The sequence below is a fragment of the Pantoea rwandensis genome (assembly GCF_002095475.1).
GTDB lineage: Bacteria > Pseudomonadota > Gammaproteobacteria > Enterobacterales > Enterobacteriaceae > Pantoea > Pantoea rwandensis.
This window is the reverse complement of record NZ_MLFR01000018.1, coordinates 13,585-27,855: the sequence shown is the minus strand read 5'-3', so window position 1 is coordinate 27,855 and position 14,271 is coordinate 13,585. Positions and strand designations below refer to the sequence as shown.

The 14,271-nt window shown below is 54.2% G+C and carries 10 protein-coding genes and 1 pseudogene; 5 read left to right on the top strand and 6 right to left on the bottom strand.

What is annotated here, in order from left to right; genetic code table 11:
* Position 1 precedes the first annotated feature (1 nt).
* On the bottom strand, positions 2-436 hold the full coding sequence (locus HA51_RS16635) for a ribonuclease domain-containing protein (RefSeq protein WP_084935729.1): 435 nt from the start codon (positions 434-436) through the stop codon (positions 2-4).
* 88 nt (positions 437-524) lie between these two features.
* On the bottom strand, positions 525-872 hold the full coding sequence (locus tag HA51_RS16630; RefSeq protein ID WP_084935728.1) for a helix-turn-helix domain-containing protein: 348 nt from the start codon (positions 870-872) through the stop codon (positions 525-527).
* 295 nt (positions 873-1,167) lie between these two features.
* On the opposite strand from HA51_RS16630, the gene HA51_RS16625 reads away from it, so the two are divergent.
* Entirely contained in the window at positions 1,168-2,322 is a 1,155-nt protein-coding gene (locus HA51_RS16625) for an efflux RND transporter periplasmic adaptor subunit (protein WP_084935727.1), read from the top strand.
* Between the two features lie 18 nt (positions 2,323-2,340).
* Positions 2,341-5,493 carry a multidrug efflux RND transporter permease subunit OqxB gene (gene oqxB, locus HA51_RS16620; protein ID WP_084935726.1) on the top strand — a complete coding sequence of 1,051 codons (3,153 nt, stop codon included), beginning with the start codon at positions 2,341-2,343 and terminating at the stop codon, positions 5,491-5,493.
* A gap of 140 nt (positions 5,494-5,633) precedes the next feature.
* Here the strand turns inward: oqxB and HA51_RS16615 are convergent, their stop codons facing one another.
* Positions 5,634-6,119 (bottom strand): RrF2 family transcriptional regulator, encoded by a 486-nt coding sequence (locus HA51_RS16615; protein ID WP_084935725.1) that lies wholly within the window; start codon positions 6,117-6,119, stop codon positions 5,634-5,636.
* Between the two features lie 177 nt (positions 6,120-6,296).
* Complete coding sequence (locus HA51_RS16610) at positions 6,297-7,478, bottom strand: MFS transporter (RefSeq protein WP_084935724.1); 1,182 nt, start codon at positions 7,476-7,478, stop codon at positions 6,297-6,299.
* Between the two features lie 156 nt (positions 7,479-7,634).
* Between HA51_RS16610 and tus the strand changes: the two genes are divergently transcribed.
* Entirely contained in the window at positions 7,635-8,561 is a 927-nt protein-coding gene (gene tus / locus HA51_RS16605) for a DNA replication terminus site-binding protein (RefSeq protein ID WP_084935723.1), read from the top strand.
* A gap of 61 nt (positions 8,562-8,622) precedes the next feature.
* Here the strand turns inward: tus and fumC are convergent, their stop codons facing one another.
* Positions 8,623-10,020, bottom strand: coding sequence for a class II fumarate hydratase (gene fumC, locus HA51_RS16600; RefSeq protein ID WP_034827360.1), 1,398 nt, complete (start codon positions 10,018-10,020; stop codon positions 8,623-8,625).
* Positions 10,021-10,218: 198 nt separating this feature from the next.
* Between fumC and manA the strand changes: the two are divergent.
* Both manA and HA51_RS16590 read left to right on the top strand, forming a co-directional pair.
* Positions 10,219-11,393, top strand: a pseudogene (gene manA, locus HA51_RS16595) (mannose-6-phosphate isomerase).
* 129 nt (positions 11,394-11,522) lie between these two features.
* Positions 11,523-13,022 carry a YdgA family protein gene (locus tag HA51_RS16590; RefSeq protein WP_084935722.1) on the top strand — a complete coding sequence of 500 codons (1,500 nt, stop codon included), beginning with the start codon at positions 11,523-11,525 and terminating at the stop codon, positions 13,020-13,022.
* 72 nt (positions 13,023-13,094) lie between these two features.
* Here the strand turns inward: HA51_RS16590 and malI are convergent, their stop codons facing one another.
* Entirely contained in the window at positions 13,095-14,120 is a 1,026-nt protein-coding gene (malI, locus tag HA51_RS16585) for a Mal regulon transcriptional regulator MalI (RefSeq protein WP_084935721.1), read from the bottom strand.
* Positions 14,121-14,271 lie beyond the last annotated feature (151 nt).

Genomic DNA, 14,271 nt, shown 5'->3' with positions numbered 1-14,271 from the left:
CTTAGTTCACCTGTTTGAAGCTGCGATAGTGATCGGTGGTGATAAAGATCAGGCCATCAGAAGAGTAAAGCAGACGATCGGCGTCGCGGTGACCGCAGTCGTAATTCACATCGGCCTCAAACCACTTACGCCCTGCCTGCATCGGCAGCCGCTGTTCGCGATTGCTGAAGCGATCGCCGCCAATAGCGCGACCTGGCAGCACATCACAGAGATCGCCTTTGCTCGGATTCCAGCCCTGACGACGCGCTTCGCTTTTGGTGAGATACAGATCGGGTAATTGATGATGTTGCTGCAACCAGCGTGCCACGGTGTTGGCTTCCGTGCGTTGTGCAATATCGCTATGGCCTGCGGCGGTTTTGTGACTTAAATGCGGTTTCAGCCCGGCCCAAACGGCAACCAGTGCGAAGAGTAATCCAATCCAGAGTTTCTTTGACATAGTGACATCCTGAGGTGCAGGAGGCCGATGATAGCAGGATTATTGCGGAGAAGAACGCGGGCCAGCACAGCTGGCCCTGGCGGAGGTGTTACTGCATCACGCTTGAGGCAGGAACGGCATGACGACGCCATGCGCCTGGCGCTACGCCAAATTGACGTTTAAAACTGCGGTTGAAAGATTGCTGAGAATCAAACCCCAGTGAGATCGCCACATTGAGGATCGGTTCATTGGTGGTGGTTAAACGGTCCGCCGATTTTTTCAGTTTCTTGTTCCGGATGTACTCACCTAAAGGATAGCCGGTGTGTTCTTTGAACATACGCTGCAGGTGCCACTTAGAATAACCGGCACGCCCCGCTACGGTGTCCAGATCCAGACGTGCTTCAATGTTGTTATCAATCCAGTCGATTAGATCGTGAATAAATGCGTCGCTCATCATCCCATTTTCTCCCGTCGCCTTAACGAACAGTATCAGTATCAGTTGCAATTACATTTTAAGGGTGACTGACTATGACATTTAATGCAAGTTTTATTATTGCATTAAATGCCGCACTCGCTGTAGGGGCTTTCCCCCACTGAAACGAATTGATCAAAACAGCACATAAAGTGTATCAGATATTCTTGCAGATGCGGTTTGCAGAAGCCTACACTCATCGCGTTTTAATGCAATCTTAAAAGTTGCAGATTTTTCGTACATGTCCTTTCTTTTTTCACACCAAAGCGGAATAACAATAATGCATCTGCAAACATATGGGGTTCGTCGGGCGGTAAGCCTGTCAGGAGTGATGTTGCTGGGAAGCCTGCTGGCCGGTTGCGATCGTGGAGTGGCGCAAAATGCTCCACCCCCACCGCCCGAAGTGAGTGTCGCGCAGGTGGTTGAACAAAAAGTCAGCCAGTGGGATAGCTTCAATGGCCGTTTTGAAGCGGTGCAGAGTGTGCAACTGCGTCCTCGCGTCTCCGGCTACATCGATCAAGTGAACTATCGCGAAGGCGATGAGGTGAAGAAAGGCCAAGTGCTGTTCACCATTGATGACCGCACCTACCGCGCCACGCTGGAACAGGCGCAGGCTGAATTAGCCACTGCGCGCAGCCAGGCCTCGCTGGCACGCAGTGAATCGGCGCGTACTGATAAGCTGATTGGCACCAATGTTGTGTCACGCGAAGAGTGGGAGCAACGCCGCTCTGCTGCCAGCCAGGCGCAGGCCAGCGTGTTATCTGCGCAAGCCGCCGTGGATATGGCGCAGCTGAACCTCGACTTCACCCGCGTGACCGCCCCGATTGATGGCCGCGCCAGCCGCGCCATGATCACCACCGGTAACCTGGTTTCCTCGGGTGATAGTGCAAGTGTGCTGACCACCTTGGTGTCGCAGGATCGCATCTATGTCTACTTCGATGTCGATGAAGCCATTTACCTGCAGTATCAAGCGCTGGCGCGTCAGGGACAAAACCGCGGCGCACTGCCAGTGGAAATTGCCCTGACCGGTGAACAGGGTTATCCGCACCATGGCACCGTTGATTTTCTCGATAACCAACTGACCGCCAGCACCGGCACCATTCGCATGCGCGCCACGCTGGATAACCACGAACGTCAATTTACACCGGGCCTGTTTGCCCGCGTGCGCTTGCCAGGCAGTGCGGCCTTTAACGCCCTGTTGGTGGACGATAAAGCCGTGCTGACCGACCAGGATCGTAAATACGTCTACGTCGTCGATGCCCAAGGTAAAGCGGAACGCCGCGATATTCAGGCTGGCGAATTGGCCGATGGCTTACGCATTGTGCAGTCGGGTTTAAAACCGGGTGACAAGGTGATCGTCAATGGTCTGCAGAAAGTCTTCATGCCTGGCATGCCGGTGAAAGCTCAGCCGGTGGCAATGCGCTCCGCTCAATAACAATCGAGACTGCCTGTTATGGATTTCTCCCGCTTTTTTATCGACCGACCGATCTTTGCGGCGGTGCTGTCGATTTTGATTTTTACCACCGGACTGATCGCCATTCCGCTGCTGCCGATCAGTGAATATCCCAACGTGGTGCCGCCGAGCGTGCAGGTGCGCGCGGAATACCCTGGTGCCAACCCCAAAGTGATTGCAGATTCCGTGGCGACGCCGCTGGAAGAGGCGATTAACGGGGTCGAGAACATGATGTACATGAAGTCAGTCGCCGGTTCTGATGGCGTGCTGGTGACGACTGTGACCTTCCGCCCAGGTACCGATCCCGATCAAGCACAGGTACAGGTGCAGAACCGCGTGGCACAGGCGGAAGCTCGCCTGCCAGAAGAAGTGCGTCAGTTGGGTCTGACGACGCAGAAGATGTCACCGACGCTGACGCTGGTGGTGCACATGTTCTCGCCGAAAGGTAAGTATGACTCACTCTATCTGCGCAACTACGCCACCCTGAAGGTGAAAGATGAGCTGGCTCGCCTGCCGGGTGTCGGTCAGATTCAGATCTTTGGTGCCGGTGAGTACGCGATGCGCGTTTGGCTCGATCCCAATAAGGTGGCTGCTCGCGGTATGACGGCTTCCGATGTGGTGAGCGCCATGCAGGAGCAGAACGTGCAGGTTTCAGCCGGCCAATTGGGGGCTGAGCCGACGAAAAAAGCCAGCGATTTCCTGCTATCGATCAATACGCAAGGTCGTCTGGAGAATGAAGAGCAGTTTGGCAATATCATTCTGAAAACGGCTGACGACGGCACGCTGGTGCGCCTGCGTGACGTCGCACGTATTGAGATGGGATCCGGTAGCTATGCGCTGCGCTCTCAGCTAAATAACAAAGATGCCGTGGGCATTGGTATCTTCCAGGCACCGGGTGCCAACGCGATCGACTTGTCGAATGCGGTGCGTGACAAAATGGCCGAGCTGGCGACCCGTTTCCCGGACGATGTGCAGTGGGCCGCGCCTTACGATCCAACCGTGTTTGTACGTGACTCGATCCGTGCCGTGGTGCAAACGCTGTTTGAGGCAATTGTGCTGGTGGTGCTGGTCGTCATCCTGTTCTTGCAGACCTGGCGTGCGTCGATCATTCCACTGTTAGCCGTGCCGGTTTCCGTGGTGGGTACCTTCAGCGTGCTGTATCTGCTGGGCTTCTCGCTGAACACCCTCAGTTTGTTTGGGTTGGTGTTAGCGATCGGCATCGTGGTCGATGACGCCATCGTGGTGGTGGAGAACGTCGAACGAAATATCGCGATGGGCTTGTCACCAAAGGCAGCCGCACACCAGGCGATGCGCGAAGTTTCCGGCCCGATTATCGCCATTGCGCTCGTGCTGTGTGCCGTGTTCGTGCCGATGGCCTTCCTGTCAGGTGTGACCGGTCAGTTCTACAAACAGTTTGCTGTGACGATTGCTATCTCCACAGTGATTTCCGCCATCAACTCGTTGACCTTATCGCCAGCGCTGGCGGCCATGTTGTTGAAAGCCCATGATGCGCCGAAAGATATGCCGACGCGTCTGATTGACCGCTTGCTCGGCTGGGTCTTCCGTCCGTTTAACCGCTTCTTCCAGCGCAGTTCGGATGGCTATGAGTCAATGGTTGGCAAAACCCTGCGCCGTCGCGGAGCGGTGTTTGGTGTCTATGTGCTGCTGCTGGCAGGCGCGGGCTTTATGTTCCATACCGTGCCGGGTGGCTTTATCCCGACTCAGGATAAGTTGTATCTGATTGGCGGTGTGAAGATGCCAGAGGGTTCATCGCTGGCACGTACCGATGAAGTGATTCGCAAGATGAGCGAGATCGGTATGAACACCGAAGGCGTGGCCTATTCGGTTGCCTTCCCCGGCTTGAACGCGTTGCAGTTCACCAACACGCCGAATACCGGCACCGTGTTCTTTGGTCTGAAACCGTTTAATGAACGTACCCGCACCGCAGCGGAGATTAACGCCGAGATCAACGCGAAAATCTCCAAAATTCAGCAAGGCTTCGGCTTCTCGATTATGCCACCGCCGATTCTCGGTCTGGGCCAGGGATCGGGTTATTCGTTGTATGTGCAGGATCGCGCGGGCTTAGGCTACGGTGCATTGCAGACCGCCATCAATACCCTTTCCGGGGCGGTAATGCAGACACCCGGCATGATGTTCCCGATATCTTCTTATCAGGCCAACGTTCCGCAGTTGGATGTGCAAGTCGATCGTGATAAAGCCAAAGCGCAAGGTGTGTCACTGACCGACCTGTTCAGTACCTTGCAGGTGTATTTGGGTTCCTCGTACGTCAACGACTTCAACAAATTTGGTCGTACCTGGCGTGTGATGGCACAGGCAGACGGTGATTTCCGCAATAGCGTGCAGGATATTGCCAACCTGCGTACGCGTAACGATCGCGGTGAAATGGTGCCGATTGGCAGTATGGTAAATATCACTACCACTTACGGCCCCGATCCGGTGATTCGCTACAACGGCTATCCCGCAGCAGATTTGATTGGTGATGCCGATCCGCGCGTGCTCTCTTCAGCGCAAGCGATGGAGAAGCTGGAAGCAATGTCGCGCCAGGTGTTGCCAAACGGCATGAACATCGAATGGACCGACTTGAGCTACCAACAAGCGACACAAGGCAATACCGCGTTAATCGTGTTCCCGGTTGCGGTGCTATTAGCGTTCCTGGTGCTGGCGGCGCTGTACGAGAGCTGGACCCTGCCGCTGGCGGTGATCCTGATTGTACCGGTCACTATGCTGTCCGCTTTGGTGGGCGTATGGCTGACAGGTGGCGATAACAACGTGTTTGTGCAGGTAGGTTTGGTGGTTCTGATGGGGCTGGCGTGTAAGAACGCAATTCTGATCGTCGAGTTTGCTCGTGAGCTGGAGATGCAGGGCAAAGGCATTGTCGAATCGGCACTTGAAGCCTGTCGCCTGCGTTTGCGCCCGATCGTGATGACCTCCATCGCCTTTATCGCTGGTACTATTCCGCTGATTCTGGGTGAAGGTGCTGGTGCGGAAGTGCGCGGTGTGACCGGGATTACGGTGTTCTCCGGGATGCTGGGCGTCACGCTGTTCGGCCTGTTCCTGACACCGGTGTTCTATGTGACCTTGCGTAAGCTGGTGACACGTAAACAGCCGGATGCGGAAGTGCAGACGGTGTAGTTCAACCGAAGTTATAAAAATCCGGGCCTTAGCGCCCGGATTTTTTTTCCTGTGTCACCAGCAACAAAAAAGGCCGTCATAAATGACGACCTTCGAAGATATTACGTTGATGTAATGCGCTTTGCGACGCATCAGGGAAATTAGCGAGCTTTTTTGCAGAGCTCCGCCATATCGAGTTCGGGCACGATTTCACAGCTGCTGGTGTCGTGTTTCTTCAGTTCAGCCAGCGCATCTGCCACGGTGCGAGTTTCCAACACCTTCAGGGATGCTTCTTCGGCCTCTTCTGCAATCGACTTGAAGTACCAACACAAGTTGGCACTGACCAGGCAACGCGGTGCCACATCCGGGCGCGACGCCCAGAGTTTTTTATCTTCGATGACCGAGGTATAAATATCGCGCAGCGTAATCTCCGCGGCTGGACGACCAAGATGTATCGAACCGGTACGGCCAAGCGTAGAGACGATGATGCCATCGCGCGTTAACGGAACCATAAGTTTCCGAATGAAACTGGGGTTCGCTTCAAGACCATACGCCAGAATGGCACTGGTCGAGCGTTTATCCAGTTGCTCCGCCATCGCTACGCTCAAAACCATCTGCAAAGCTGTCGGGAAGCGGTAATCTAGCATTTCTGTATCCTGATTTGCGGTCTATCTTATTGTTTTCATACCGCGACAGTGAGTAATCAATGAGCAATAAATATAACAAACACTGTTGCTTTTTAGAAGCCAGCGACTGTGATCAAGGCACGTATTCATCATTTGATCAGGCAGAAGCGCACAGGCTGCTTAGTTTATCACTCTCTTTTAGGTTTGCGGTTGGTGTGCAGGCAATTTTTGCTTCAACACCCCCACCAGCACCACATTGGTTAACGCCAGCAGGCACAGCAACCATAAAGTGGCATTTGCGCCGAATTGCTGAAAAATATATCCCCCTACCAACGGCGTTAACGCTTGGCCAATCAAAGCCGGACGCGCCATGCGCCCGACCACAATAGCGTAAGCCTCTGGTTTGACCATTACCAGCGGTAAAGTTCCCCGCACTATGGCGCGCAGCCCATTTCCTGCGCCGTACAACACCATACTGACCAGCGCAAACTGTGGGTACAAGGTCAATAACAACAAACCGATGGCGACTAATCCTACCGAGAAAAAGGTCGTCCAGACCGGATGTCCGCGCTTAAAGGCGATATCGACAATCCGCGAACCCACCTGACAAGGACCGAGAATGGCACTAATGGCTAATGCTGCCGTTAAAGAGTGTCCACTCGCCTGAAGCAGGCTAATTAACTGCACCGAAATGGCGGTCATGATGACGGAAGCAAGGGTGAAAATGCTGCATAACAACCAAAACAGGTTGGGGGCTAATTCATCACGCCCCTGCCCTTTTTTCACTGCAGTTTTAACCATCGGTGAGGTGGGCGCGGGCAGCGCATATAAATAGGCAGGAAGTACTGCGAGACACAACAACCCGGCAATGGCGAAACAGGCCCCGCGCCAATCCAGCCAGTGAATCAGCAACGCAGTGCCTGGCCATACCAGCGAAGTACAAAAACCAGAAATCAGCGTTATTCCGGTTATCGCCCCGCGCGCCTGGCCGCCGTAAAGTGTCCCTAGCGTGGCAAACAAGGAATCATACAAGCCCATTGCCATACCGATGCCAATGATCAACCAGGCAAAAAGAAACAGCAGCAGCTGGTGGCTCAGTCCCATGATCACCAGACCGAGCGCCATTACCACGCCGCTTGACGCCAGCAACACGCGGCCATATGAGCCGGAAATCAGTCGTCCGCTTAACGGTGCCAGCAATCCTGATATCAGAATTCCCAACGACAGTGCACCGTAGACCCACTGCTGTGACCAGCCGGTCTCTGCCACGATGGGATTCGCCATCACCGCCATCAGATAAAATGACCCGCCCCAGGAGAGGATTTGCACTAATCCTAAGGTGACGATGGCAGGAACGGCAGGTTTAGGGTGATGCTCCACGACAATTTTCCGTTAGCAGACAAAGCGTTGTTATAACACGTTCATCCTACTGGAAAAATGCTTGTGTGCCCTGCTTCGCGAATTGACATTTTCAGAGTGGAAGATCGGCACCAGATGGGGTAACTTGTACGGTATGTTGTAACTATGGAGTGTAATATGCCTCGCTATGACTTAGTTGCCGACCTGCACGAGTGCGTTAACGCGCTGGAATTAGGTCTCAGCACGCTGCGCCAGCAGGTGGAACAGCAACCGTTACTGATTGCGCGTGCTTTTAGCCTGCCCGAAATTGAGAAAGGCCATGAGAATGATGAGATTGAACGTATCGCAGTGACGCAACATCTTGGTCAAAAAGCACGCGACATGGCGCTTGCCCACTACTGCCGTCTGTTTATGCAGCATCAGTCAGATAAGCTGAGCACTAAATCCGCGGTGCGTTTGCCGGGTGCGATCTGCATCGAAGCCGATGAAACCGCCACTGAGCAGATCCGCCAACAGGTGGCCGATATCAATGCCCTCAAGCTGCGGCTTGAGCACTTGATCACCGTAGAGTCAGGTTTGCCAAGTGAAGCGCGCTTTGAGTTTGTTCACCAGCATCTGCGTGGATTGATTACGCTGAATGCCTATCGTAGCGTGACCTTGCTACAGGCGCCGGATAGCCTGCGTTTTGGCTGGGCCAACAAAAATATTATCAAAAATCTGACGCGGGAAGCCGTGGTTGAGCAGCTCGAACGCAGCCTCAAGGCAAACCGCGCGCAAGCGCCGTGGACGCGTGAGCAGTGGGCGGAAAAAGTGCAGCAGGAGTTAGAAATGATTCTGTCCCTGCCCGCTGATGCCAAGCTTAAGATCAAACGTCCAGTGAAGGTGCAACCCATTGCCCGCGTCTGGCGCGCCAATGAGAAAAAACAGGTGCAGCTCGCCTGCCCTTCACCGTTGCTGGTGCTGTGTCGCGACAAGACGCAGGTGCCGATTTTGGGTGAGTTACTGGATTACGATGCCGATAACGTCGCACATCGCTACAAACCGCTGGCACAGCCGTTGCATCTGGTGATCCCACGATTGCATCTGTGGAGCGACCGCTTGTAAAAGGCAAAAAAAACAGCGCGATGTATCGCGCTGTTTTCTAAGTTGACTTAAGGCCTGCCAACTACTGTTTCATGCTACCCACCATCTCTTCTGGACGAACCCACTCGTCAAACTGCTCTTCCGTCAGGTAACCGAGTTTCAACGCCGAACCTTTCAGCGTCAGCCCCTCTTTATGGGCTTTTTTGGCGATTTCCGCAGCTTTGTCATAACCAATATGGGTATTCAGCGCCGTCACCAACATCAGAGATTCGTTGAGCAGTTGATCGATACGCTCACGTACCGGCTCAATGCCAACCGCGCAATGATGGTTAAAGCTGTCCATGCCGTCGGCCAGCAGGCGAATGGATTGCAGGAAGTTGTGGATCACCATCGGACGGAACACATTCAACTCGAAGTTGCCGGATGCGCCACCAATATTCACTGCCACATCATTGCCCATCACCTGGCAGCACAGCATGGTCAGCGCTTCACACTGGGTTGGGTTCACTTTACCTGGCATGATCGAGCTGCCCGGCTCATTCTCTGGAATCGCCAACTCGCCAATACCACAGCGTGGGCCCGATGCCAGCCAGCGTACGTCATTGGCAATCTTCATCAGTGAAGCCGCCAGCCCTTTCAATGCACCGTGCGCATGCACCAGCGCATCACAGGTCGCCAACGCTTCAAACTTGTTAGGCGCAGTGACGAAAGGCTGCTGAGTCAGATCGGCCAACGCTTTAGCCACACGAACAGCGTATTCAGGATGGGTGTTCAGACCGGTGCCCACCGCGGTGCCGCCGAGCGCCAGTTCGGCCACATGCGGAATGCTGTGTTCGATATGCTTGAGGTTATGTTCCAGCATCGCCACCCAGCCAGAAATCTCTTGGCCCAAGGTCAAAGGTGTGGCGTCTTGCAAGTGAGTACGGCCAATTTTGACGATGTCTTTAAACGCTTCGGACTTCTCGCTCAGCGTCTTTTTCAATACATGAATCTGCGGAATCAGCTGCTCCCGCACGGCGATGACCGCGGCCACGTGCATGGCGGTGGGGAACACGTCGTTGGAGCTTTGGCTCTTATTGACATCATCGTTTGGGTGAACCAAACGTGACATACCACGCTCGCCGCCAAGAATTTCACTGGCACGATTAGCCAGCACTTCATTCATGTTCATGTTGGTCTGGGTACCGGAACCGGTCTGCCAGATCGCCAGCGGAAACTCTTCACTGTGTTTATCAGCCAGCACTTCGTCAGCCGCTTTCAGAATGGCTTCTGCACGTTCAGCCGGTAGCAGGCCGAGATCGCGGTTCACCTGTGCTGCTGCACGTTTAGTCAACGCCAAAGCATGTACTAATGCGACGGGCATCTTCTCGGTTGAGATACGGAAATGCTCCAGCGAACGCTGGGTTTGTGCCCCCCACAACTTATCTGCCGGTACTTCGATCGGTCCCATTGAATCTTTTTCAATGCGATTCGCTGCCATGACTACGTCTCCTTAGCTCAGATTTTTGAGGTTTCCGCCCAGGTCGTCTTCCCGCGACGCCGTTGAGCGAGCAAGATTGTCACATACAAGAAATTAACATTATGCGAGCCCATCGCGCTTATTGCACTTGTTGATGTATTTTCTATGGCACTTTCTGCTTTAATAAGCCTATTTACTTACGGTTATTAAGGGTAAACGATGCAAAAATTGAACAATTCGCTGCAAAATTACGCTTGGGGCAGCAAAACTGCACTGACCGAACTCTATGGCATTGCGAATTCGCAAGGATTGCCGATGGCTGAGCTGTGGATGGGCGCGCACCCTAAAAGTCCTTCGACGGTAGACATTAACGGCGAATCCCGCTCCCTGCGCGATGTGATTAATGATGATCAGGCCAGTGTACTCGGCAACGCGTGGCGCATCGCTTCGGCGAGCTGCCGTTCCTGTTCAAAGTTTTATGCGCCGATCAAGCCCTCTCCATTCAAGTGCATCCGAGTAAAGCAGCGGCTGAAGAAGGCTTTGCCCGCGAAAATGCCGCCGGTATTCCGTTGAGCGCCGCCGAGCGTAATTATAAAGACGCCAACCACAAACCTGAGTTGGTTTATGCCCTTACGCCCTTCCAGGCAATGAATGGCTTCCGGGAGATGCACGAGTTGGTCTCGCTGCTTGAACCGGTCGCGGGGGCACATCCTCAGATTGCCCACTTCCTGGAAAATGCCAATGAAGCCAACCTCGCCAAGCTGTTCGCTACCCTGCTGTCATTAAAAGATGACATGAAATCGCGTGCGCTTGGCGTACTGAAGTCAGCATTGAATTCCCGTGGAGGTGAGCCTTGGCAGACGGTAAAAAGCATCGCCGCGGATTATCCCGACGATAACGGCCTGTTTTCCCCGCTGCTGCTGAATGTGATTACCTTGCAGCCTGGCGAGGCAATGTTCCTGTTTGCCGAAACACCGCATGCTTACCTGAAAGGCGTGGCGCTGGAAGTGATGGCAAACTCTGACAACGTGTTGCGCGCGGGCTTGACGCCGAAGTTTATCGATATTCCTGAACTGCTGGCCAACCTGAAGTTCCAAGCAAAACCGGCTGCGACCTTACTGACACAACCGCAGCAGGATGGCGCGACACTTAACTTTCCGATCCCGGTCGACGATTTCGCCTTTGCTATCCACGCGCTATCTGCCAAGCCGCAAGCGCTGGCACAGCAGAGTGCCGCGCTACTGTTCTGCATCGAAGGCCAGGCGGTGATTGAGAAGTCTGGTGAACTGCTGGTGCTGAAACCGGGCGAGTCCTGCTTTGTTGCTGCGAACGAATCGCCGGTCAACGCGGCAGGCACCGGACGTTTAGCGCGGGTATTCAACGCCTTCAACTGATCCGGCTGACGCTTCCAGCATTAACTGCTATTCTTTCAAACTATTACTTTAAAACGCCTGCGGGCGTTTTTCTTCACTCGCCGCCTCTGAACAGCGGCGTGCGGACCCAAGGATAAGGACGACTCAGCGATGAAAAAGACCAAGGTAGCCGTAGGTGTAATTGTAGCGATCGGCGTAATTTGGACAGGCGCTTCCTGGTTTACCGGCAAGCAGTTGGAAAGCCATATGGACCAGATGTTGCAAAATGCCAATACGCAGTTGAACGCCTATGCGCCGAACGCTCGCCTGACGCTCAGCTATCAGGATTACCAGCGCGGCATCTTCAGCAGCAAAACCAAACTGGTGATTCAGGCCAGCTCACAGACTGAAGACAATCCGCTGCTGAAGCCGGGTCAAAGCATCGTGCTGAACGAAACTATCGATCACGGCCCCTTCCCGTTTGCCCAGTTGAAGCGTGGCAGCCTGATCCCAAGCATGGCGTCCGTGCATACCGAACTGGAAAACACCGATGCGGTGAAGAAACTGTTTGAACTCACCAACGGTAAATCGCTGGTGACCGCTGACACTCGCGTGGGTTACAGCGGTGCTACCGACACTGTGCTGGATCTGCTGGCGGTGGATTATAACAACGCGCAGACCGGTGATCGTCTTGCCACAAACGGCGGAACCCTCGAAATCAGCGCGGACAGCAAAGGCGATAAAGTCAGCCTGAATGGCGACTTTTCCAGCATTGCCGTTACCAGCAAAAACCAGGTTGAGCAGCCGGTACTGTTCACGATTAATGGCTTGAAGCTGAAGGGTGATACTCATCTCAGCCCAGAAGGTGTGCGCGTGGGCGATCAGTCCATCAGCCTGGATAAACTCGACGCCAGCATTAACGGTCAGGAAGGTTTGTCATTGCAGAAGCTGGACACCAAATCCTCCTTCGATAATAAAGACGGCAAAATCGGCGGCGATCTAAATATGAACGTCGGCAACATCAGCCTGCAGAAGCAACCGTTCGGCGAAGCTAAGCTGGCGATGAAGTTTGCGCAGTTTGATGCGCAGGCGGTGAAAACCTTCTCGGACAGCTACAACGCGCAAATGCAGGCACTGTTGAACCAGCCCGGCCTGGTTGAAGATCCCGTACGTTATCAGGCTAGCGTGCAAACTATCCTGAAAAACAATCTGCCGACGCTGCTTAAAGGTGCCCCTACCGTCAGCATTGCACCCTTGAGCTGGAAAAACGACAAAGGCGAAAGCACCTTTAACCTGAATATCGGTTTCAACGATCCCGCCACGGTAACCGGTGAAGCCCAGAACTTGGGTGCCGCCGTTGACCGCGTGCTGAAAACTTTGGATGGCAAACTGAATATCAACATGCCGATGGCGACCGAGGCGATGCGCCACGTGGGCCTCGCTGAAGGCTATCAGAGCGACGATGCCCAGAAGCTAGCGGATCAGCAGGTGAAAGGTTTGGCAGCGATGGGCCAGATGTTCCGCCTCACGCAGCAGCAGGATGACAATATCACCACCAGCCTGCAGTACGGCAACGGTCAGGTGACGATGAATGGCGACAAGATGTCGCTGGAGCAGTTCCTGTCGCGCTATATGCTGGGCGCGCAAACCAGCGAAGGCATGCCGGAGTAAGCACAGGATGCAGCGCCGAACCGGCGCTGCTTTCTGGCTGCACCTGAATACACCCTTTCCATCACGCTTCTTCTATCCCCCTCGCACCAACAGTGGCGGCACAATCAAGGTTTGTACTTCGGCTTCCGGCTGCGCCAGGCGCTGCAAAATACGCTCTGCGGCACGCCTTCCCACATCACGCGCTTCGCTACTGACAAACGTTAGTGATGAATCATACGACTCACGTTGTGGATCGTCATTGAAACCGACCAGCGCCAACTTTTGCGTAAAGTAGCTGTCCACTGCATCTTCGCCCAGGGAGCGTCCGCTGTGGATGGCACCAAAATAACAGCCCAGCGTAGTGCTGGCGTTATGGGCAATGATGGCGGTGATACGCGGGTGGTGATGTAACAGATCTTGCGTTAACGTCGAGACGCTTTGCTGCCTTTCGTCACACTCAATAATCCAGTCCGGGCGAAACGGTAAGCCGTATTGCAACAAGGTGGCACAATAGCCGCCAATCCTTTCAGCGCGCGTTAACGAGGAACCTAATCCGCCGACCCACGCAATGCGCTGATGTCCCTGACGAATCAGATATTCTGTGGCGATACGCGCAGCCTGGCTGTTGTCTGGACGCAAGGAATCGACTTTATCGAGGCTGCTGGCCCGCGCGGCGCAAATCAAGGCAATTTGCTGTTCGTGTGCCTGCGCCACCAACATTTCCGCCTGCGCCACGGCGCCGCCCAATACGATGCCATCGGCACCCTGCGCCACCAATGAATCGAAACAGCGCTGCAGATTTTGCCCGTGCTGACCACTTTGCGTCAGCACCAGTACTTTACCCTGCTGCTCCAGCACTTCGCTCAAGCCTGCGGTCATCGCGGCATAGAACGGCTGACTCAGGTCACGCACGATCAGGCCAATGACCCCGCTTTCGCCGCCGCGCAAAATCGATGCCGAACGGTTGCGTACATACCCCAGTTGTTCGATCGCCTGGTTAACGCGCTCCGCAGTGGCAGAGGAGATACGCCCTTTGCCGGACAGTACCAGTGAAACGGTGGAGACTGAGACCCCGGCAGTCTGCGCTACATCGTGAATGGTGGTTTTTTGCTGGGACATCGCGTTCCGTTTCCAACAACTGATGAAGAAACAAAGAGGTAAAACGTTACACTGATTAGCGCAAAAATAAAGCCTGGGATTAGTCACGCTTTGTGATTATAGCCACAAAATTGCTTGGTAAAACGTTTTATCATTCTTTACCACTTTGATC

Excerpts from the sequence above, each read along its gene's own strand:
- HA51_RS16635 (WP_084935729.1), bottom strand. The coding sequence starts at position 436 with ATGTCAAAGAAACTCTGGATTGGATTACTCTTCGCACTGGTTGCCGTT.
- HA51_RS16630 (WP_084935728.1), bottom strand. The coding sequence starts at position 872 with ATGATGAGCGACGCATTTATTCACGATCTAATCGACTGGATTGATAAC.
- HA51_RS16625 (WP_084935727.1), top strand. The coding sequence starts at position 1,168 with ATGCATCTGCAAACATATGGGGTTCGTCGGGCGGTAAGCCTGTCAGGA.
- oqxB (WP_084935726.1), top strand. The coding sequence starts at position 2,341 with ATGGATTTCTCCCGCTTTTTTATCGACCGACCGATCTTTGCGGCGGTG.
- HA51_RS16615 (WP_084935725.1), bottom strand. The coding sequence starts at position 6,119 with ATGCTAGATTACCGCTTCCCGACAGCTTTGCAGATGGTTTTGAGCGTA.
- tus (WP_084935723.1), top strand. The coding sequence starts at position 7,635 with ATGCCTCGCTATGACTTAGTTGCCGACCTGCACGAGTGCGTTAACGCG.
- fumC (WP_034827360.1), bottom strand. The coding sequence starts at position 10,020 with ATGGCAGCGAATCGCATTGAAAAAGATTCAATGGGACCGATCGAAGTA.
- HA51_RS16590 (WP_084935722.1), top strand. The coding sequence starts at position 11,523 with ATGAAAAAGACCAAGGTAGCCGTAGGTGTAATTGTAGCGATCGGCGTA.
- malI (WP_084935721.1), bottom strand. The coding sequence starts at position 14,120 with ATGTCCCAGCAAAAAACCACCATTCACGATGTAGCGCAGACTGCCGGG.